Origin of the sequence: Salinivibrio sp. IB868, from assembly GCF_001995655.1 — a bacterium.
Classification (GTDB): Bacteria; Pseudomonadota; Gammaproteobacteria; order Enterobacterales; family Vibrionaceae; genus Salinivibrio; species Salinivibrio siamensis.
The window spans coordinates 1-21762 of sequence record NZ_MUEW01000007.1 but is presented as its reverse complement, the minus strand read 5'-3'; the positions used below and the strand labels follow the sequence as shown (position 1 = coordinate 21762).

At 51.1% G+C, this 21762-nt stretch carries 19 protein-coding genes, 1 tRNA gene and 1 rRNA gene; 13 read left to right on the top strand and 8 right to left on the bottom strand.

Translation table 11 applies throughout. From position 1 onward, the window contains the following. Positions 1-77 precede the first annotated feature (77 nt). Entirely contained in the window at positions 78-1505 is a 1428-nt protein-coding gene (gene hldE / locus BZG20_RS08925) for a bifunctional D-glycero-beta-D-manno-heptose-7-phosphate kinase/D-glycero-beta-D-manno-heptose 1-phosphate adenylyltransferase HldE (RefSeq protein WP_046074240.1), read from the top strand. 78 nt (positions 1506-1583) lie between these two features. Here hldE and tolC read toward each other — a convergent pair whose 3' ends face one another. Further along, positions 1584-2894, bottom strand: coding sequence for an outer membrane channel protein TolC (tolC, locus tag BZG20_RS08920; protein WP_077578777.1), 1311 nt, complete (start codon positions 2892-2894; stop codon positions 1584-1586). Positions 2895-3167: 273 nt separating this feature from the next. Between tolC and nudF the strand changes: the two genes are divergently transcribed. The 8 genes from nudF (at position 3168) to idi (ending at position 11437) form a co-directional block, all read left to right on the top strand. Further along, a complete protein-coding gene (gene nudF / locus BZG20_RS08915) occupies positions 3168-3806 on the top strand; it encodes an ADP-ribose diphosphatase (protein ID WP_046074238.1) in 639 nt (212 codons plus the stop codon). 13 nt (positions 3807-3819) lie between these two features. Continuing rightward, complete coding sequence (locus BZG20_RS08910; RefSeq protein ID WP_077459426.1) at positions 3820-4266, top strand: DUF1249 family protein; 447 nt, start codon at positions 3820-3822, stop codon at positions 4264-4266. Positions 4267-4288: 22 nt separating this feature from the next. Continuing rightward, positions 4289-5113, top strand: a complete 825-nt coding sequence (cpdA, locus tag BZG20_RS08905; RefSeq protein WP_077578776.1) for a 3',5'-cyclic-AMP phosphodiesterase — start codon at positions 4289-4291, stop codon at positions 5111-5113. Between the two features lie 2 nt (positions 5114-5115). After that, positions 5116-5694, top strand: coding sequence for an esterase YqiA (gene yqiA, locus BZG20_RS08900; RefSeq protein ID WP_077578775.1), 579 nt, complete (start codon positions 5116-5118; stop codon positions 5692-5694). A 180-nt stretch (positions 5695-5874) separates the two neighbouring features. Beyond that, complete coding sequence (gene parE / locus BZG20_RS08895; RefSeq protein WP_077578850.1) at positions 5875-7767, top strand: DNA topoisomerase IV subunit B; 1893 nt, start codon at positions 5875-5877, stop codon at positions 7765-7767. A gap of 25 nt (positions 7768-7792) precedes the next feature. Further along, positions 7793-10042: a DNA topoisomerase IV subunit A gene (parC, locus tag BZG20_RS08890; protein WP_077578774.1), complete on the top strand. Its 2250-nt coding sequence runs from the start codon at positions 7793-7795 to the stop codon at positions 10040-10042. A 97-nt stretch (positions 10043-10139) separates the two neighbouring features. Beyond that, positions 10140-10874, top strand: coding sequence for a 1-acylglycerol-3-phosphate O-acyltransferase (locus BZG20_RS08885; RefSeq protein WP_046074234.1), 735 nt, complete (start codon positions 10140-10142; stop codon positions 10872-10874). Positions 10875-10888: 14 nt separating this feature from the next. Next, entirely contained in the window at positions 10889-11437 is a 549-nt protein-coding gene (gene idi, locus BZG20_RS08880) for an isopentenyl-diphosphate Delta-isomerase (protein WP_077578773.1), read from the top strand. 121 nt (positions 11438-11558) lie between these two features. Here idi and BZG20_RS08875 read toward each other — a convergent pair whose 3' ends face one another. From BZG20_RS08875 to BZG20_RS08840, 7 genes are all read right to left on the bottom strand, one after another. Beyond that, a complete protein-coding gene (locus BZG20_RS08875; protein WP_069361728.1) occupies positions 11559-11951 on the bottom strand; it encodes a RidA family protein in 393 nt (130 codons plus the stop codon). A 68-nt stretch (positions 11952-12019) separates the two neighbouring features. Beyond that, positions 12020-12508: an arginine repressor gene (locus tag BZG20_RS08870; RefSeq protein WP_077578772.1), complete on the bottom strand. Its 489-nt coding sequence runs from the start codon at positions 12506-12508 to the stop codon at positions 12020-12022. 175 nt (positions 12509-12683) lie between these two features. After that, the gene (argF, locus tag BZG20_RS08865) at positions 12684-13688 is read right to left on the bottom strand and encodes an ornithine carbamoyltransferase (protein WP_046074230.1); all 1005 of its coding nucleotides are present in this window, start codon (positions 13686-13688) and stop codon (positions 12684-12686) included. Positions 13689-13715: 27 nt separating this feature from the next. Next, on the bottom strand, positions 13716-14678 hold the full coding sequence (gene arcC / locus BZG20_RS08860; protein WP_077578771.1) for a carbamate kinase: 963 nt from the start codon (positions 14676-14678) through the stop codon (positions 13716-13718). A 56-nt stretch (positions 14679-14734) separates the two neighbouring features. Next, positions 14735-15955 (bottom strand): arginine deiminase, encoded by a 1221-nt coding sequence (gene arcA, locus BZG20_RS08855; protein ID WP_046074228.1) that lies wholly within the window; start codon positions 15953-15955, stop codon positions 14735-14737. A gap of 539 nt (positions 15956-16494) precedes the next feature. Further along, positions 16495-17937 carry a YfcC family protein gene (locus BZG20_RS08845; protein WP_046074226.1) on the bottom strand — a complete coding sequence of 481 codons (1443 nt, stop codon included), beginning with the start codon at positions 17935-17937 and terminating at the stop codon, positions 16495-16497. A 510-nt stretch (positions 17938-18447) separates the two neighbouring features. Continuing rightward, positions 18448-18939, bottom strand: coding sequence for an RDD family protein (locus BZG20_RS08840; protein ID WP_077578849.1), 492 nt, complete (start codon positions 18937-18939; stop codon positions 18448-18450). Positions 18940-19156: 217 nt separating this feature from the next. Between BZG20_RS08840 and BZG20_RS08835 the strand changes: the two genes are divergently transcribed. The 4 genes from BZG20_RS08835 to BZG20_RS08820 form a co-directional block, all read left to right on the top strand. Beyond that, positions 19157-19243, top strand: a tRNA-Leu gene (locus BZG20_RS08835). 158 nt (positions 19244-19401) lie between these two features. Further along, on the top strand, positions 19402-20859 hold the full coding sequence (locus BZG20_RS08830) for a PLP-dependent aminotransferase family protein (protein ID WP_227486529.1): 1458 nt from the start codon (positions 19402-19404) through the stop codon (positions 20857-20859). Between the two features lie 72 nt (positions 20860-20931). After that, positions 20932-21144 carry a hypothetical protein gene (locus BZG20_RS08825; protein WP_077578768.1) on the top strand — a complete coding sequence of 71 codons (213 nt, stop codon included), beginning with the start codon at positions 20932-20934 and terminating at the stop codon, positions 21142-21144. A gap of 412 nt (positions 21145-21556) precedes the next feature. Continuing rightward, positions 21557-21762 (top strand): 16S ribosomal RNA (locus BZG20_RS08820); the annotation flags it as partial.

Here is a 21762-nt window from a genome sequence, read left to right as displayed (position 1 = left end):
GCATACGCCTGTGAGCCCCCCATTTAGCCTATGGCTATGCTACTATCGCTCGGTAACGACAGTATTCGGAGATCCAGATGAAACTCAGCCTTCCTGATTATAGCCAAGCCAATGTTCTGGTCGTCGGCGATGTGATGCTCGATCGCTATTGGTATGGACCGACGGGACGCATTTCTCCAGAAGCGCCCGTGCCTGTAGTGAAGATCAATCAAACGGAAGAGCGCCCAGGTGGCGCCGCGAACGTGGCGATGAATATCGCAGCCTTAGGTGGGCATACCCAGCTGATTGGTCTGACCGGGAAGGATGAACAGGCTGATGCGCTCACACAAACCCTCGACTCGCTAAATGTTAACTGTGATTTTGTGGCGCTAGACTCGCATCCCACTATTACTAAGCTTCGGGTAATGAGCCGTAACCAGCAGTTGATTCGTCTGGATTTTGAAGAGGGTTTTGCGGGTGTGGATGTGGCACCCATGCTGGCTAAAGTCGAGGCGGCACTGCCCAAGGCGCAGGCGATGATCTTATCGGACTATGCCAAAGGGGCATTAGCCGAGGTGCAAACATTGATTCAGGCCGCCAAACAAGCGGGTGTCACCACCTTGGTTGACCCTAAAGGCACGGATTTTGAGCGATATCGAGGGGCGAGCTTACTGACGCCAAATATGGCAGAGTTTGAAGCGGTGGCAGGCACAGTGACGGACGATCAAAGCTTGGAAGAAAAAGGCCTGGCGTTGATCAAGCAATACGAGCTTGGTGCGTTGCTGGTCACCCGCAGTGAACATGGGATGACATTGCTGCGCCCTGATGCCGCGCCGCTGAACTTGCCAACGCTTGCCAAAGAAGTGTACGACGTCACAGGGGCGGGGGATACCGTGATATCGGTATTGGCGGCATCATTGGCCGCGGGCAAACCGATAGAGCAAGCCTGTGCGCTGGCTAACGCTGCGGCCGGCGTGGTAGTGGGTAAGTTGGGTACCTCAACCCTCTCTACTATTGAGCTTACCGAAGCGGTACACGGCTCGCACGAGTCTGGTTTTGGCGTAACAACCGAAGCGCAGCTGATTGATGCGGTGCACGTCGCCCAAGGACGAGGTGAGAAAGTGGTGATGACCAATGGCTGCTTTGATATTTTGCACGCAGGCCATGTGGCGTACCTCAATGAAGCCGCCAAACTGGGCGATCGCCTGATTGTTGCCGTCAACACGGATGCATCAGTCCAAGCGCTGAAAGGGCCCGGTCGTCCGGTCAATCCAACCGATCGACGGATGGCGGTGCTGGCAGGGCTGGGCGCGGTCGATTGGGTGGTTCCTTTTGGCGAAGAAACGCCTGCGCGCCTGATTGGCGAAGTCTTGCCCGATTTGCTCGTTAAAGGCGGTGATTATCAGGTTAACGAGATTGCTGGTGCCGAGGCGGTGCTCGCCAACGGGGGAGAGGTCAAAGTGCTTAATTTTGAAGATGGCTGCTCTACCACAGAAATCATTGAGTCGATTCGGCGTGGTCAATAGCGCCTTGCCCTTTCAACTCATGACAATAAAAAAGGTGCCCGTCGGCACCTTTTTGCATACTAAAGCCTCAAGCGTGAATCACTCTTGCTTAACCAGCCCTTGGTTAATATCGAGCAAGTCTTGCTCAGACAAGGTGCCCATGGCTTGGTGTAAACGTAAACGGCTTAGAATATAGTCGTAGCGCGCATTGGAGAGGTTGCGGTTGGCATCGTAAAGGCGACGCGTAGCATCCAACACATCGACAATGGTACGAGTACCCACTTCAAAACCTGCTTCAGTGGCTTCTAGCGCTGAGCGTGCAGAGACCACGGTTTGCTCATAGGCACGCAGCGCACCAATTGAGGCATTGATGTCGTTATAGAAAGCGCGCACATCTTTTACCGTGCTGCGGTATTTGGCTTCAAGACTTTGTGACGCGGCCACATACTCATGCTGCGCCTTTTCCACATTGGCCGAGGTGCTGCCGCCGGTGAACAGTGGCAAGCTAAAATCGAGGCTGGCAGTGCCTTCGTTGTAATCAACCGAGCCGGGAGTATGCTGATTATCGCTATCCGTCATCCCGTATTGTGCGCTGAAGGTCAGCGTGGGCAGGTGACCGGTTTTGGCCAGTTTAATCTGCTCTTTGGCGGTATCACGGGCAATGCGGTTGGCGAGCAACTCGAGGTTTTTCTCTTCGGCGACTTTGACCAGTGCTGCCGGTTGCTGCTGCGGGTTACTGGCACTAAAGCGGTCAGTGTCGAGCACGCGCAAGTCATGTGGGGCTTGGCCGGTGATCTCACGCAAGCCCTCATAGCTGTTGGTGAGCGCGTTTTCGGCCAAAATTTCATCGGCCAGTACGGCATCGTATTGCGCTTGGGCGTCATGCACATCGGTAATCGCCGAAAGGCCCACTTCAAAACGTTGCTTGGTTTGCTCAAGCTGACGGCCCACGGCCGCTTTTTCTGCCTGAATAAACTCAAGCTTGTCCATGGCGCGGAGCACGTCAAAATAGGCTTGTGCCACGCGTAGCATTAACCCTTGCTGCTGGGCCGCATAGGTCGCATCTAGCTGGCGCGCCTGCATTTCACTGATATCCAGGTTGACCCAGCTATCACGTTTGAAAATCTGTTGGCTTAAGCTGATATCGGCGCTGGTGGTGTCGACGTCACGCTGATCGTCGCTGTCATTGCGGGTAATGGCGTATCCCGCATTTAAGGCTATTTGCGGTAGCAAGGTGCCACGAGTGGCATCCACAGCAGAAAACGCTGCGTCGCGCTCGGCGGCCGCTTGATTAAGAGTGGGATCGCTTTGCTTCGCTTGTTGATAAATTTGGGCGAGATCATCGGCAAGGGCTGCACTGCTTACGCTGCCGAGTGCCAAGCTTAACGCCAAAGGGAGCAATTTTTTCATAGATGGAATCCCTGAATCTGTGCGATTAGATAAATAGACGGTCACTAGCTTACCGCAATTATGCTTGCGTGAAACTGACAATTTGTTAGGACATTGAGTGTAAACTATCCAATTTGCAAATGGGACTGAAAAATAGTTGTAACTTTTATCAAAAAAGTTAAGTTTATGGTTTGCTAGAAAGACGCGCGTTGCCGCTCGGCAYAGGCCAGTGGGTATAGGCGTGACTCAGCATTTCAATTCGTCAGCTCGTGTCATCGAGGAAAAGGAGCCCGCATGTCAGACTATCCGCCCGGACAATTCGATCGCGACGATATTGTGATCGAGGATATTTCTTCGCTTTATCAAGGTTTCTTTTCCATTCAGCGCTATCAGTTTCGTCATCGCTTGTTTGAAGGCGGCTGGAGTGGCTCTGTGGTGCGGGAGTTGTTTGAACGTGGCCATGCGGTGGCTGTTTTACCCTATGATCCCGTGCGTGATGAAGTGGTGATGCTTGAGCAAATCCGCGTGGGGGCGATGGCAGCAGGCGCGACACCATGGCAACTCGAAATTGTGGCTGGGATGATAGACAAAGACCAATCCCCCGAGCAGGTTGCCCACCGTGAAGCGCGGGAAGAAGCGGGGCTATTACTGCATCAAATGGAGCGTGTTACCCGTTATTTATCCAGCTCTGGTGGCTGTTCTGAACAGTTGGATGTGTTTGTCGCAATTGTTGATGCCTCGGAAGCGGAAGGCGTGCACGGCCTCGACAGTGAAAATGAAGACATTTTGGTGCATCGATTATCTCGCCAACACGCCTATCAAAAGGTGGTTGATGGTGAGATTGAAAACGCCGCCTCAATCATTGCGTTGCAATGGTTGGAACTCAATGCCAGTCGCTTGCGTCAAAGCTATAATGAACAAAACAGTAAATAGACAGTAGGTGTGCGTGAAAACAGAATATCGTGTCGACTTACCAGCGATGATGCGCTTGTATGAAACCAACTACGCCAAACTTGTCCGTTTGATGCCCAAGCGTGACGAGGTGGGACAGGTGTGTCGATACGATATTCAAGGGCAGGAATATGCCTTGGTCGTGCGTGAGTCAACTCGCTACACCACCTTACTGGATATTGCTCAGTTGAGCCCAGGCGCCGCGCCGGATTACTTACGTGCTAACCTGACAGTGCGCTTGTATCACGATGCACGGGTCGCGGAAGTGTGTACCACGCAGCAGATTTCACGCTTAAAACCACGTTATGATTACCCGAATCCGCGCATGCATCAGCGCGACGAAAAACATCAGGTTAATGCATTTTTATCGGATTGGCTTGGCCACTGCCTACGCCGTGGCGTGGTGGCGTCTGATCCTATGTATAAATCATCGTTAAACTAAACCAGCAAAGGTATTTTCAACGTTGCAGTCTTGCCAGATAGATAACGCCGACGGCGATTGTATTCGTCTTTTGCAAATCACCGACACACACCTGTTCGCGAGTGAGCAGGGTAGCTTGCTGGGTATTAATACGCTTCGCAGCTACCATGCGGTGCTGGATGCCATCAGTGCCACTGACCCGACTTTCGACGCCATTATTGCCACGGGGGATCTGTCTCAAGATCACTCCGCTTTGTCGTACCGCCGTTTTGTCGACGGTATCGCCCGGTGGTCACAGCCTTGCTTTTGGCTACCGGGTAATCATGATTATCAGCCAGAAATGAGCGCGGTATTACAGTCAAATACCCTTCGCTCTTGCTCGCAAGTCCTGTTGGGGGAGCATTGGCAAATGGTGCTGCTCGACAGTCAGGTGGCTGGTGTACCGCACGGCGAATTATCACAAGCGCAACTGAACCTTTTGGATACACACTTAAGCGCGCATCCTGAGCGCCATGCGTTGGTGTTGCTGCACCACCATCCGTTGGATGCAGGAAGCACTTGGTTGGATCAGCATAAATTGGCTAACCGAGAGGCATTCTGGCAAGTGATGGCGCGTCATCCTCAAGCGAAAATTGTGGTGTGTGGGCATATTCATCAGGCCTTGGATGTGCGTTATCAAGGTGCGCGTGTGATGGCGGCGCCCTCCACCTGTATCCAGTTTATGCCAGACTCACACGACTTTGCGCTCGATAACCAAAATCCAGGTTGGCGCTGGCTTGAGCTGTATGCCGACGGGCGCGTAGAAACGCAAGTGGCGCGTGTAACCGGTCAGCACTTTCGGCCAGACTTCGACTCCAGCGGATATTAATCATGCCATCAGCGTTGCTTTATCTTCATGGCTTCAACAGCTCGCCGCAATCGTTAAAGGCGAGACAGATGCAAGACTATTGCGCCCAGCATCGTCCTGATATTGAGGTGTTGGTGCCACAACTGCCTAGTCATCCTGAGCCAACCGTGCAGTTACTGAATGAACTGATCACGCGCTTTAGCGAAACCCATCAGCTGGGTTTGGTGGGAAGTTCGTTAGGAGGCTTTTTAGCCACCTGGCTGAGTGAGCGTTATCAACTGCCCGCTGTACTGGTTAACCCCGCGGTTCGCCCTTACGAACTCTTGCAAGATTATGTTGGGGAACAGGTTAATCCTTACACCCAAGAACGCTACACCCTCGAGGCTGCCGATATCAACGCCTTGCGTGAGATTGATGTGCCGGTCTTATCTCATCCTGAGCAATTTTGGTTATTGCAACAGGAAGGTGATGAAGTGCTGGACTATCGCCAAGCAGTGGCAAAATTCAGTGCCAGTCAACAAACGGTTGAGCCGGGAGGCGATCATAGCTTTGTCGGCTTTGAACGTTACTGTGGGGATATTCTCCAATTTCTTGGTATCTAGCGCGCCATCAGGCTAGAGGCATTGAAACAGAGGCACACAGACGCAAGCTCGTGCTATCTTAGCCGCTACGTCACAGCAGACGGATAGCAGCTCACAGAAACTTGTGGCAATCTGGCGCCGCGCTTGACAAGCGGATCCCCCTTGCTGACCATGTCATCACATTTATTAAGCCAATCGATTATGACAGAACAAAACTATAACGCAGGATCGATAGAAGTCCTCAATGGGCTCGAGCCCGTGCGCCGACGCCCCGGTATGTACACAGATACCAGTCGCCCTAACCATCTTGGGCAGGAAGTCATCGATAACAGTGTCGATGAAGCGTTAGCCGGCCATGCCAGCAAGATTGATGTGATTCTCCATGCCGACCAATCACTGGAAGTGATTGATGATGGTCGTGGTATGCCGGTTGATATTCACCCCGAAGAGGGCGTCTCTGGGGTTGAGCTGATTTTATGCAAACTGCATGCGGGCGGTAAGTTCTCCAACAAAAGCTACCAATTTAGCGGTGGTTTACACGGGGTGGGTATCTCCGTAGTGAATGCGCTGTCTCATCGGGTAGAGATTACCGTTAAGCGCGATGGTCAAGTGTATGATATTGCCTTTGAAAACGGCGACAAAGTACAAGATTTAACCGTGACGGGCACCTGTGGTCGTCGCAACCGTGGCACGCGCGTTCACTTTTGGCCAGATGGCCAATTTTTTGATTCTGACAAGTTTTCACTGGCCCGTCTTAAAACCATCTTAAAAGCCAAGGCAGTGCTGTGCCCGGGACTGACGGTCAATCTCACTGATAAAAACACCGATGAGACCACATCCTGGTGTTACCAGGATGGGTTGAAAGACTACCTCGCTGACAGTGTCAAAGGCTATGAAGTTCTGCCGGAAACACCTTTTATCGGCGAATTCAGTGGCCAGACCGAAGCCGCGGATTGGGCGGTTATTTGGTTGCCAGAAGGGGGCGAGCTAACGACAGAAAGCTATGTCAACCTGATCCCAACGGCACAAGGTGGCACGCATGTAAATGGCTTGCGCCAAGGGATGCTGGAAGCGATGCGCGAATTCTGTGAGTTCCGTAACCTTCTCCCTCGCGGCGTAAAGCTGACCGCCGATGATATTTGGGAGCGCTGTGCGTACGTGCTGTCGGTTAAGATTCAAGACCCACAGTTTGCGGGGCAAACCAAAGAGCGCTTGTCCTCTCGCCAATGTGCGGCGTTTGTGTCTGGGGTGGTCAAAGATGCCTTTAGCCTGTGGCTGAACGAGCGCCCACACCTTGCTGAGCGTTTGGCGGAAGTGTGTATTGCCAGTGCCCATCGCCGCATGCGTGCCGCGAAGAAGGTGGTGCGTAAGAAAGTGGCATCAGGCCCAGCGCTGCCTGGCAAACTGACTGACTGTGCGATGCAAGATTCAAGTCGTACCGAGCTATTTTTGGTCGAGGGGGACTCGGCAGGTGGCTCAGCTAAGCAGGCTCGGGATCGCGAATTTCAAGCGGTGATGCCGCTTCGAGGCAAGATCCTCAATACATGGGAAGTCTCCGCAGACCAAGTATTGGCCTCCCAAGAAGTACATGATATCTCTGTGGCGTTGGGTATTGACCCTGATTCTGGGGACTTGGGGAATCTTCGTTACGATAAAATCTGCATCCTCGCTGATGCGGACTCCGATGGCTTACATATTGCGACCTTGCTATGTGCACTCTTTATGCAACACTTTAGAGCCTTGGTTCAGGCTGGCCATGTGTATGTGGCAATGCCGCCGCTTTACCGCATCGATTGTGGCAAGGAGGTCTTTTATGCCTTGGATGAAGATGAAAAAGCAGGGATCCTTGAGCGTTTGAGCAATAAACGCGGCAAAATCAATGTGCAACGCTTTAAAGGTTTGGGGGAAATGAACCCGTTACAGCTGCGTGAAACCACCATGGATCCCAATACTCGTCGCCTGGTTCAGCTCACTATTGATGATGATGAGCAGACGCAGCAACTGATGGATATGCTGCTGGGTAAAAAACGGGCAGAGGATCGCCGCCATTGGCTGCAGCAAAAAGGCGATATGGCCGAGCTTATCGATATCTAAATCACTATAACGGGATCTTATTCGCATGACAGAGGTGACTTATGATGGGGTAGAGCAGCTTGCTCTGCGCCAGTTCACTGAGGACGCATACCTCAATTACTCGATGTACGTCATCATGGATCGCGCACTGCCGTTTATCGGCGATGGCTTAAAGCCAGTGCAGCGCCGGATCATTTACGCGATGTCAGAGCTGGGGCTATCCGCCACGGCAAAATATAAAAAATCGGCGCGTACTGTCGGGGATGTACTGGGTAAATACCATCCTCATGGCGACTCGGCGTGTTACGAGGCCATGGTATTGATGGCTCAGCCGTTTTCCTATCGTTATCCGCTGGTGGATGGGCAGGGTAACTGGGGCGCGCCTGACGATCCTAAATCGTTTGCGGCGATGCGTTACACTGAATCACGCTTATCGCGTTTCTCTGAAGTGTTGCTGCAAGAGCTCGGACTAGGAACCGTCGATTGGGGGCCTAATTTTGATGGCACCATGAAAGAGCCTAAAACCCTGCCGGCACGCTTACCGCATATTCTCCTCAATGGGATCACCGGGATTGCGGTAGGGATGGCAACGGATATTCCGCCACACAATGCGCGTGAGCTTGCCAACGCGTTGGCCGCAATGATCGATAAGCCGAGCTTGGACTTAGACGGTGTACTGGAGCATGTACAGGGGCCTGACTACCCTACCGAAGCGGAAGTGATCACGCCGAAGTCAGATTTGAAAAAGCTCTATGCTAGCGGACGGGGCTCTATCAAAATGCGCGCGCTTTGGCATAAAGAAAGCAATGAAATTGTGATTACTGCGCTGCCTCATCAAGTATCGGGCGCTAAGCTGCTAGAGCAAATCGCCAATCAAATGCGGGCGAAAAAGCTGCCGATGGTAGACGATCTCCGTGATGAGTCGGATCATGAAAACCCCACCCGGATTGTGATTGTGCCGCGCTCTAACCGTGTCGATTGTGATCAACTGATGGATCACTTGTTCGCCTCGACCGATCTAGAGAAGAACTACCGCGTTAACCTTAATATGATTGGCCTGGATGGACGCCCACAAGTTAAGGGGTTACATGGCATTTTATCTGAGTGGTTAACGTTCCGCCGCCAGACGGTGAGACGTCGCCTTGAGCATCGGCTGGAAAAAGTCCTCGCTCGCCTGCATATTCTAGAGGGCTTACTGGCCGCTTACCTGAACATTGATGAGGTGATTGAAATCATCCGCAGTGAGGATGAGCCAAAAGCCGAGCTGATTGCACGTTTTGGTTTGAGCGAGAAACAGGCAGAAGCGATCCTTGAGATCAAATTGCGCCAGTTAGCCAAGCTTGAGGAAATCAAGATCCGTGGTGAGCAAGATGAGTTGAGCAAAGAGCGCGATAAGCTAGAGAAGCTGCTCGGCTCAGATCGTCGCTTAAACACCCTAATAAAAAAAGAAATCCTCGCGGATGCGGAAAAATACGGGGACAACCGTCGTTCCCCGCTGGTTGAACGAGCGGAGGCCAAAGCGTTAACCGAGCGTGATTTGGTCCCCAGCGAACCCATCACTGTGGTGCTCTCAGATAAAGGGTGGATCCGCCATGCCAAAGGGCATGATGTGGATGCCACTGGCCTTAATTACAAAGCAGGCGACAAGTTCCTCGACGCGGCACCGGGCAAAAGTAACCAACCCGCGGTTTTCCTGGGGTCTGATGGTCGCAGCTATGCCATAGAGTCGCACACCTTGCCATCCGCGCGCAGCCAAGGTGAGCCGATTACCGGGCGAATTAATATCACCCCAGGCTCGTCTATCCGTCATGTATTAATGGCGGATGAGGGGCAGCTCACCTTGGTGGCCTCGGACGCCGGTTATGGTTTTGTGTGCAAGCAAGCGGATATGCTCTCCAAAAACCGCAGCGGTAAAGCCTTATTGACGGTTCCAGATCAAGCCGAAGTGATGCCACCGCGCCAGGTGGGTGATTTGGAAAGCGATTTGATTGTCGCGATTTCCAATGAAGGCCGCATGCTGGTGTTCCCGGTCCATGAGCTTCCGCAACTGAGTAAAGGGAAAGGGAATAAGATCATTAATATTCCTGGCGCACGCGCCAAGTCACGTGAAGAGGTGTTAAGCCAACTGTATGTGGTGCCAGCCAATGCCGGGGTGACCTTGCACGCTGGGAAGCGCAAACTGACCTTAAAACCGGATGATCTCACTCATTATCGTGGCGAGCGAGGTCGACGAGGCAGTATGCTGCCGCGTGGTCTCCAGCGCGTCGATCAAATCGAAATCCTGCCCGAACGCTAAGTTGCTACCGCCCCTGAACTCAGGGGCGGTGTGGGTGCATTTTTGCGCTGAATCGGTATACTGACTCGCCTTTCACGCCTGCTCTTTGGAGAGAGAAATGATTTTTGTCGTGCGACTGCTGGCTTTATTGATTGTCGCTGTTTTGCTGTTTGTTTTTGGAGGTTTGTATTGCTTGTTAAGCCCTCGCAACCCTCGTAATTGCTACCATATCAGTAAGTGGTTTGGACGCCTCTCTGGTTTGTTCGGGATTAGCCTTGAACTGCGCTTCGCAGAAGGGGCACCTCGTGAGCCTGGCGCTAGCGTGTGTATCGCCAACCACCAAAGCAATTGGGATATGGTAACCTTATCGAATGCGTTGATGCCTGGCGCGGTCACCGTGGGTAAGAAAAGCCTGTTATGGATCCCCATTTTTGGTCAGCTCTATTGGCTCACGGGCAATGTATTGATTGATCGTGCCAATCGCAGTAAAGCCATGGGAACCATTGCGCAGGTCACAGAGAAAATCCGAGCCAAACAATTGAGCGTATGGTTATTTCCCGAAGGAACACGTTCACGCGGGCGCGGACTATTGCCCTTTAAAACCGGCGCATTTCATGCGGCGATCGGTGCGAACGTCCCCTTGATTCCCATAGTATGTAGCTCGACGCATCACCTAAAAGCGAACCGCTGGAACAACGGCCATGTGATTGTTGAAGTGATGGCGCCAATTTCGTCAACAGGCTACGATAAAGACAATGTCCGTGACCTCGCGAAGCATTGCCACCAGGTGATGAAAAGCAAGCTCGAACAACTTGATGCAGAAGTGGCGGAGCGCAATCAAGGCGTTCGCTAATTGAGGATAGGTTTATGACTTCAACCCAGCGCCACCATGTGGTTTTGGTCTCACCGAGCGGTGAACCTCAAGGGATCGCTGAAAAGTTGGAGGCCCATCAGCAAGGATGGCTGCACATGGCCTTCTCAGTGATGTTGTTTCGTTGCAATGAGCTGGGTGAGCGTGAGTACTTGCTACAGCGTCGCGCGTTCGATAAGTATCATAGTGGTGGATTGTGGACCAATACATGCTGCTCGCACCCCAAACAAGATGAGCCGGTTGCGGCGGCGGCAAAACGGCGCCTGTATGAAGAGTTAGGGATAGCGCGCCCGCTTGATTTTACCATGGGACCTTGGTTTGAATACCGTGCCGAGCTGGATAACGGGTTGATAGAGCATGAATTAGATCAAGTCATCGCCTGTGAAGTCAACCATGTCGACATGATCCCTAACCCAGATGAGGTAGCAGACTGCCGCTGGTGGTCTGAAGATGAAGTCAAGCAGGCGATGGTGGACGCCCCCGAGCGCTTCACCGCTTGGTTTGCTGACGTTTTATCACGTATCGATGTGATGGCGCGCGGTTGATAAGTGTGCGCTATGCCATCACGACATAAAAAAGCGGCGCCTAGAGGCGCCGCTTTTGCATTAGCTCTTCGCTGGAATTAGCGTTTCGCTGAAATAGCTTTTCGTTGCCGTCGCTTACCAATTAGGCTTGGCGCACCGCAATCGCTTCAATTTCGATATCAACGTCTTTGGGCAGGCGTGCGACCTCAACGCATGAACGAGCAGGGTAGCTTTCCACACCGTGTTCATCAAAGAACGCACCATACACTTTGTTGACATCCGCAAAGTCTTCCATGTTTTTGACAAACACGGTGAGCTTAACAATATCATTCACTTTAAGCCCAGCAGCTTCTACCACCGCTTTGACGTTGTCGAGAGACTGACGTGTTTGTGCGGTGATTTCAGGAGAGATCTGGCCAGTCACTGGGTTGACGGGGATTTGGCCTGAGGTCAGCACCATGTTGCCAAGGTCAACGCCTTGCGAATACGGACCGATAGCTTCTGGCGCCTGCTCGGTTTGCAGTACTTGGGTCATTGTCTGTTCCTTTGTTATAAAAAGCGACACCTATAGTCTGCAACGGTTAGCTTGCCACGTAAAGCCGTTTACTCAGGGGCAAGGCGGTCTCGAACCACTTGCTCGCAGGCGGCAAGCTCATTGAGCTGGCGTGGTGCGACCAGGACAGTATCGTTCCCGCCTACCGTTCCTAAGATCAAAGGATGTCGGTGCAAGTCGAGTAAGCGAGCGATCAACTGGGCGCCGCCTGGGTGGGTTTTCACTACCACCATGGCTTGGCTACAGGTGATGTCATCGATTTGTGAGCCGACAGAAGACACCGCGTAGACAGGCTCCATATCTCCGCTGAGTGCGTAGACTTTTTGTCCATGCGCATTGGGTACTTTGGCGACCCCGAGCTTGGATAATAGGCGTGAAACGGTCGACTGGCTGACATCAAGATAGCCGAGTTGAACCAATTGCTGGCGAACGGCATCTTGGGTGGTAAAGCTTTGCGTTTGCAGCAGGTGTCGACACGCAGAGAGGATATCGTCCTCCGGAGTGGTCGTTTTTACCGATAGAATTGCATCATTAACCACGGGCAACCCCTTATAATAAACGGCATTTCACGTCAATATCAGCGCATAAAGCTAATAATGCGTGATTCAATCGCATATGCTATCAGTTGCTTTTAAATGAAACTTTGATGGGTGTCACTGGGTGGTGTCAATATTGAGAAGTAGGGCGCCACTCGGCGCCCTCGCTCAGGTGGCGTTAATCGCCAAGGGTGGCGACCATCACCGCTTTGATGGTGTGGAGACGGTTTTCTGCTTCATCAAACACAATTGAGCAGTCTGACTCAAACACATCTTCTGTGACTTCTAGGCCTTTTAACCCATACTTTTCTTCGATTTCTGCCCCCACTGTGGTTTCGTTATTGTGGAAGGCAGGAAGACAGTGCATGAATTTCACGTGCGGGTTGCCAGTGGCTTTCACGACATCCATATTGACTTGATAGGGCTTCATGAGCGCAACGCGTTCATCCCACGCTTCTTTAGACTCACCCATCGACACCCAGACGTCGGTATACAAGAAGTCACAATCTTTCACGCCTTCTTGTACCTCTTCGGTCAGCGTAATGCGTGCGCCGGTTTTTTCGGCGATAGCACGACACTGTGCGACTAGCTCTTCTTCTGGCCAGAATGCTTTCGGAGCCACTAAGCGGATGTCCATCCCCATTTTAGCGGCACCCACCATCAGAGAGTTCCCCATGTTGTTTCGGGCATCGCCTAAGTAAGCAAAGCGCATTTCGTGCAGTTGCTTGCCGCGTCCATGCTCGAGCATGGTCATCAAGTCCGCTAAAATTTGGGTGGGGTGGAACTCTGTGGTTAATCCATTCCAGACTGGTACCCCTGCGAACTCACCCAGCTCTTCCACAATGTCTTGGCCAAAGCCGCGGTATTCAATGCCGTCATACATCCGACCCAATACGCGTGCGGTGTCCTTCATCGATTCCTTATGGCCAATTTGTGACCCCGTTGGGCCGATGTAGCTCACTTGGCCGCCTTGATCAAAAACAGCGGTTTCAAAGGCACAGCGGGTGCGTGTTGACGCTTTTTCAAAGATAAGGGCGATGTTTTTGCCTTTTAGACGGGGCGTTTCGTAGCCATTGTATTTCGCTTTTTTCAGCTCAATGGCCATATCGATAAAGTGTTGGATCTCACGAGGAGTGAAGTCCAGTAATTTTAGGAAGTTACGGTTGCGTAGATTAAAAGCCATAGTGGGCAATCCTCTTTGTTATTGGTCTCAGGCCTGTGCAGGGGTAGGCTGGCCGTGAGAAATATTGTTGTTATTGACTGAGTGTGGACGAATACGTGTGCCAGCTTGGCCTGCCAAGATAGCAAGGCCATCTTCGAGGGCGCCAATACCTACTAGCTTGCCGCCTTGGCGAATAAACTCGCAGGAGGCATCGATTTTTGGCCCCATAGAGCCAGCATCGAAGGTATATTGGCTGAGATCATCGGGCGTTGTGTCGGCAAGTGCGCGTTGACTTGGCTCACCATAATCGAGGTAAACCGCTTCGGCATCGGTCAAAATAAGCAGCGCATCGGCATTGATTTGACGGGCGAGGAAGGCGGCAGACATATCTTTATCAATGACAGCCTCGATGCCTTTTAGCTGGGTCCCTTCTTGGATCACAGGGATACCGCCCCCTCCCGTACAAATCACTAGGTGCCCTTGGTCGATGAGGCTCGCGATAGCGTCGTCTTCGACAATCCCAGTAGGTTGTGGGCTGGGCACAACACGGCGATAATATTGGCCGTCCGGTTTAATATCCCAGCCATACTTTTCGGCCAATTGGGTGGCCTCTTGTTGGTCATATACCGGGCCTATTGGCTTGGTGGGATTCGCAAACGCAGGATCGTTAGGATCGACCGTCATCTGGGTCAGCATGCAAGACACGTGTTGGTCTGGCGCTAAGTTATGCAACTCTTGCATCAGCATATAGCCAATCATGCCTTGGGTTTCTGAACCTAGCACGTCCAAAGGATAAGGTGTCACGGATTTGTATTCGAGCCCCTGCAGGGCCAGTAAACCAACTTGAGGGCCATTACCGTGGACGAGCACCACGTTGTATTGTTCGCCGATAGCCGCAATGGTTTTGGCCGCTTTGGCGATATTGGCACGTTGAATGTCGGCTTCTAAAGGTTCGCCTCGACGAAGCAGGGCGTTGCCTCCGAGTGCCACGACGACAGTGGGTTTTTTCATAGTCTTACTCTCTACAGTCGGTGGGGGCTGAGCCAGGTGCCCAGCCCGCTCGGGGATTAAATGCCATCACGATGAATCGGGCAGCTCATGCAGCGTGCGCCACCGCGGCCGCGACCCAGCTCATCACCCGGAATGGATAGAACAGTGATCCCAGCTTTGTCGTATTTCTCATTGGTATAAGTGTTACGCTCGTAGCCGACGACGACACCTGGGCGCACGGTCAAGACATTGTTGGCGTCATTCCACTGTTCACGTTCCGCTTCGAAGCTATCGCCGCCGGTAGTGATCAGGTTCAGTGGGCCGACATCGAGGGCTTTTTCGATGGCGGTGAGGAAGTAATCTTCTTCGCGTACATTGAGATGGCCGCTACGGTCACCGGTCAGACTCCAGCATTTGATGTCTTTGCGAATCACTTCGGGGTACACCGAGAAAGTATCTTCACGCATATGGGTCATCACGGTATCTAGGTGCATGCAAGAGCGATGTTTTGGCAGCTCCATGGCAATTACTTGCTTGGCTTGTCCATGTTTGAACAGGCTGGACGCGAGGTTTTCCACCCCTTGTGGCGTGGTGCGTTCAGACATGCCAATCAATACCACGCCTTTCCCTAGGACAGTGACATCGCCGCCTTCAATGGTGGCATTGTCGTAGTCGATGTTTTGTGCACCAAAGTAGGTAATAAAGTCGCCGTTCGCAAAGCGAGGATGCCATTTGTAGATCGCACGCAAGTGGTTTGTTTCACGCTTACGCGCCGGTTTGGCCATGGGGTTAATCGACACACCACCATATAACCAGCACGAGGTATCACGTGTGAATAAGTGGTTAGGCAGGGGGTCAATGATAAAGTCCGATGGGGCATGCATCGCTTGTAACATGGAGGTCGTGGTAATCGGTAGCTCGGAGTACGCCAGCCCTCCTAAGAACATTGATGCGAGCTCGTGGTGAGGGAGATCATTGAGATAGCAGCGAATATCGTTCGCAAATGACGGACCAAAGGTATAGTCCGAGATCTTAAGGTTCATTAGCCAGGCTTTGGCTTCGGGTACATCCAGCGTCTCGGCAAGCAGGTTTTGCAGCAATAGCACCTCAACGCCCTGATCGCGTAGTGTTTGAGCGAATTTGTCATGCTCTTCACCCGCACGTTCAACTGACAGAACATCGTCGAAAAGTAAGTCATGACAGTTCGAGGGGGTGAGGTGGGTTAAAGCACGCTCGGGGCGGTGCAACATCACGGTGCGTAATTGACCAATTTCAGAGCCGACATAGAAGTTGTTCATCTTTCTTTCTCCGTATATCTCTGCTTGGCTTTTTATCGGAAGGGAAATAAAAAGTGCAGGTTTTTTATTGGGTACAAATTTATTCTAACGCCGTGAGCCGGTTGAACTTGAAGTTAGATCACATTGAAACCATTGCCTCTATTTCGTGGTTTTTACTCTGTGTTAATGGTATTTATGGCGGCATTAAAAAATGGTTTTTAATGCTTAGTCACTTTTATTGCGTGCTTAACGATATTATTTTTATGGTGCTAGGTTTTTAGCAGGGCATGTGTATTTTTTATGCCTTTTATGTTTTATTTTTATTTCACCTTATGCGCATTAAATGAATGATTATCTTTAGTGGTATTTATATTTAACAAATGCCGAGCGATTTTTGTTTCTATTTGTGATGACGATCGGTATTAAATCGCTTTGTGTTAATAATGTAATAGAGGTGTGAACGGGGTAGGGAAGTGTGCTGTTATAGCAGGGGACGTGAGAGAAATAAAAAAGCGCACTGCTTGATAGCAATGCGCTCTACGCTTAGTTGATGTCTGATGTTATAACATGACGCCAAGGCTAAGCATGGCCATGATCATAATGGTAAGAATGCCAAGCAACGGCGCGACCCATTTTATCCATTTCGCATAAGGCACGCGGGCAATGGCCAAGCCACCCATCACCACGCCGGAGGTAGGTGTAACGAGATTGACGAGCCCCGAAGCCGATTGATAGGCCGTTACTACCAATTCTCGCCCAACGTTCGCAAAGTCGGCCAATGGCGCCATAATTGGCATGGTGAGCACTGCCAAGCCAGATGAAGAAGGCACCAAGAATGACAGTAACACTTCCAGCCAATACATCACGTTAATAAAGACGAAAGACGACAAACCACTGACTAAACTCTCGGCACTATTGAGGATGGTGTCGGTAATCATGCCTTTATCCATAATCACCACGATCCCGCGGGCAATGCCGATGATTAGCGCCACACCGAGTAGGTCTCTCGCCCCATCAATGAAGCTGGTGGTGATTTCCTCTTCGCTCATGCGTGCAATCAGGCCAATGATGATGGCAGCCCCCAGGAAGACGGCTGAGATCTCTGCCATCCACCAATCAAGAGATGAAACACCATATATCATCACGGCAAAGGCACCGGCAAAGATAGTCAGTATCACTTTGCGTGTGGCCGTAAAATCAAGGCTTTGGTTGTCGTCGTGCTCGCCCAGGAAGTGTTTTTTATTACTTTCATACTGGTCATAAACGATCGATTGGCTCTGATCGGCTTGTACTTTGCGCGCATAGCGCATGACATAGACAACACAAATAAGCCAGCCAATGACTAAGATCGCAAGACGCAGGAGGATACCATCAGTGAAAGGGATCCCTGCGGCATTGGCTGCAATCACAGTGGCGAACGGGTTGATGGTTGAGCCTAACGTACCTATCCCTGCCCCAAGCAGTACCGTCGCCGCTGCGACTACAGGGTCAAAGCGTGCAGCCATCATCACAGGCACAAGTAGCGTATAAAAAGGCAAGGACTCTTCCGCCATGCCATAAATGGTGCCCCCGGCGGCAAATAAGCCCATCAAAATGGGGATCATCCACTCTTCGCGTCCCTCTAGACGCTTGGTGACGCGTTCAATCCCCGCATCAATGGCACCTGTTTTGGTGACCAACCCTAAAAAGCCACCAATGATCAGAATGAACAGCGAGACATCAATGGCGGCCGCTTCATACGTTTGGTGGTTATAAAAACCGTCAATGGGAGCCAGCAGGACATCGACAATGCCTTGAGGGTTACTGTCAACCTGTTCGTAAGTCCCTGAGATAGGAACGTCTCGACCGAGCTCTTCATTATACTCTCGTTCATACTGACCGGCGGGCACCACCCAGCTCAGGGCGGCGACGACGGCGATAAGAATGAATAAAATGGTATAGGCGGACGGGAACTTTAAGTTCGAGAACCAGCCTTTTTTTTCGGGAACACTGTGAGTACTCATACTTTCTCCTCATACCTCTTATTAGCATCTATAGTGCGCTACACGTATTGAGGTAATTCCGTTAATTTCACGTTATTTATTATTTTTATGCCGTGGTACATGGCTTTGCATTCATTGTAAAAGTGGTTCCCTTTTCACTTCTTAGTGATATCTCACAAAAGAAGAGGTGGTTAATGGAGCACCAAAAAGGTGAACTCCATAAAACTGAATGTGGTGTTGTTATTTATGCGTAGTTATTATTTTCTCTTTTTGTGTGGCTTGGGTTTTTATTGATTAAATGATGTTGGGCTCGCTTCCTCTACGGTGCTGAAAGCTGAGTTAATGATGAGTTTATGTGCGAGCTTTGATTATTTAGTCAATCAGTCGCTTTACGTGTGATGAATAAAACCTAAAAAATAACGGATAGGTGAATAGGTAGAAATCAACCCATTTATTGTCTTATATCAATTTATAACGGTGAGTCGATAGGTAGGAGAGGGCACGCAGCAGGTGCCCAGTCGAGAGAGGTGATTAGTCTTTTTTGTTCTTAGTGGGCTTGGGAAGCACAATCATGTCGCATTCGGCGAAGTGGTCTTGAAATGCACGGTTATTAATGTCGAAAAGAACAACCAGATTCCCGAGGCCAAAGCAGGCAGTGGCCAAACGAATAATGGCTTGAGTGGGACGAATGTTGCTGCCATCGGTATTTTGTAACCTAAGCCGCCACGCGCGCATGCCCAGCGTTTGTCCGGCTTTACACCAAAAGTAGCCATAAAAACCACCGATGACACAGGCCAGATACGCAGTATAAAGTGGATTGACTATCGGGTGATGGGTTAAGAAATCACTGATGTCTTGGTAAGGGGCAATCGACATGCCTAGCACTTGTGCTAGGGCGAGTATTGCCATCATTCCCCCTCCGGCGAGCATGAGCAAAGCCGCCACGACGAGGAGATCATAAAGCCAAGCGGCTAAACGCCGGAAAAAGCCTGCGGTTGGGCAAGCGATAGAAGAAGTTTGCATTTGATTGTTCACACCCCAGTACTCAATTCGGTGCTAGCCTAGCATAGACCGGCAGACAGTGAGTAAGCTTATACCTCGGTTTTGCGATGTCTTTTGGGGACAAATTCAGCACCAATGTGGCTGAATGGCTTGAATTGGTTAAAAATAGTGCGAACGAACGGATTTTTATTTTTATTACTTGCACTCCAAAGGTCGGTACGTATAATTGCCCCCACTTGCCGAGATGGCGGAATTGGTAGACGCAGCGGATTCAAAATCCGCCGCCTTAACGGGTGTGAGGGTTCAAGTCCCTCTCTCGGCACCAAATCCCAAAAAAGCCCCAGTCAAAAGACTGGGGCTTTTTTCGTTGTGGGCAAGGATTAGCGCTGATCAGGTCACACTCCGCTACATTCCATCCCGTCAATTGTTACTTGCCAAGGTATGATCGCCGTCTGGGCAATAACAGGGAGTAGTAGTGTGCAAATGCGTTATCGAGACATTGCCAGCTGGATCGAAACACAAATTCAGCAGCGTGTTTGGCAAGTCGGTGATCGGATCCCTTCGGTGAGGGAGATGAGTCGGCTTCAACACGTTAGCCCAATGACGGTAATGAGAGCTTATGAGCAATTAGAAGCCGATGGTTGGGTTGAGGCGCGTCCGCGCTCTGGCTTTTTTGTGCGGCCCCATTATAACAAGCTCGCGGTGGATGCATTGGCACGACCACAAGCGCAATCTCAGTGGCTCGACACCCACCAGGACGTGCTTGATGTGATCAGTGCTAGCCATAAAGGCGCGTACTACCCATTTGGTTCAGCTTTTCCTGATCCTCAGTTATTTCCCATGCAAGCGCTTGGCCGCGCGATGGCGCGAGTGCTGCGTCAATCCTCTCATCCCGATCACTTCACGATTTTACCGCCGGGCGATATCGGCCTACGTCGACAGATTGCACAGCGTTATCTCCGCCAAGGAATTAAAGTCAGTATTGATGAAATCATTATTACTAATGGGGCAATAGAGGCATTGAGTCTGTCTTTAGCGGCAGTGACGAAGCCAGGAGATAAGGTGATTATTGAAGCCCCCGCGTTCTACGGGGTGCTGCAGACACTCGAACGTTTACAGCTTAAAGCCGTTCCCGTCGCGGTTGATCCTGAAACAGGGGTCGATATCCATGCACTGGAGCATGCCTTAGCGTCCCACTCGATCAGTGCGTGTTGGTTGATGAGCAACTTCCATAACCCCACGGGCGCGTCGATACCAGCGCATCGCAGGCCAGATGTGGTCAGCATACTCGCTGCGTATCAAGTGCCATTGATAGAGGATGATGTCTATGGCGAGCTGTTTTTCTCAGAGGCAAGGCCGATGCCGCTTAAAGCCTACGATACGCAGGGTAGTGTGCTGCACTGTGGCTCGTTTTCGAAACAACTCGCACCGGGTTTTCGGGTTGGCTGGATAGCGGCAGGCTGTTATGCGATGCAAATAGAGAAGCGCCAGTCTGTATCGAGTTTGGCAGTCGGCGCACCTAACCAATTGGCGATTGCCGATTATTTAAAGCAAGGTGGGTATGACTCGCACCTACGGCGATTACGCGAAACATTGTCTTCCCGCCATGAGGTGATACGTACAAGGCTAAAAGCACTTTTACCTCCCTCTACGGTGATGAGTCAGCCTACAGGCGGCTATTTTTTGTGGATCATGCTCGATAAGGGCATCGATACGCGCGACCTCTTTCAAGCACTCAGGCCTTATGGCGTGACAATCGCACCGGGTGCACTATTTGCCAGTGACGGACGCTTTAATCACTGCTTTCGACTGAACGTCTCGATTGTGGGAAGGCAAAATGCCGAAGGGGTCAATGATAGTCAGAGCTTGGAGGGGCTCACACAGATTGCGAGCTCGATCTCAGCGTTATCTGTGCACTCAACTGTCACAGCTGAATACTGAACTATCTGTACTAATCTACCGTGCGTCTCCCTCGATAAACTCAACACGTACACAACATTGAGGGGGAAAAGGATGAAATCAGAATTGAGTATGATGGTCGTCGCGATAATCTGCGCGGCTTTATTGATCCTTGGCCATGTCATCATCATAGAGACACTTGCCTATTATACGTGGGCACAATGGACAGCCGGTGCGATACCTTTTGTACTCCTGCTGATGGCGTGGGGCTCTGTACGTTACTGCCGAGCTAAAGAACGCGAGGAAGAAAAACAGCATTCGCACTAAGAGTGATTGAAAATAAGAACGGGTGAAGACCAGCCACTTTCCGTTCTTGCTGACTAAAAAAGCGCCTTTTGTCTACTTTTGTTTGTTTTGTGAACAAACGAGTAGCAAGGCGCATTTTTTTTATGTTTAGGGGTTGCGGGAAAAACTGAGATCTCTATACTGCGCTTCCTGTTGACGGGGCAACGAGACGCAAGTCACGAAATGCCAACCACTCAGTCAACACGCTCTTTAACAATTTGACCTATGCAATCTGTGTGGGCACTCGTTGAGAATAGACAAAAAGATTTATTCGATGAACTGAGTGACCAAACGACAACTTTAATAGTTGTTCGGCACAGTCAATTCGTTTTTCTCTTCGGAGAGAAACAGTAATCAGTATTCATTGAGCTGAAACTTCGGTTTCGAAAAACTTAAATTGAAGAGTTTGATCATGGCTCAGATTGAACGCTGGCGGCAGGCCTAACACATGCAAGTCGAGCGGAAACGGCAGTATTGAAGCTTCGGTGGATTTACTGGACGTCGAGCGGCGGACGGGTGAGTAACGGCTGGGAACCTGCCCTGACGAGGGGGATAACCGTTGGAAACGACGGCTAATACCGCATAATGTCTACGGACCAA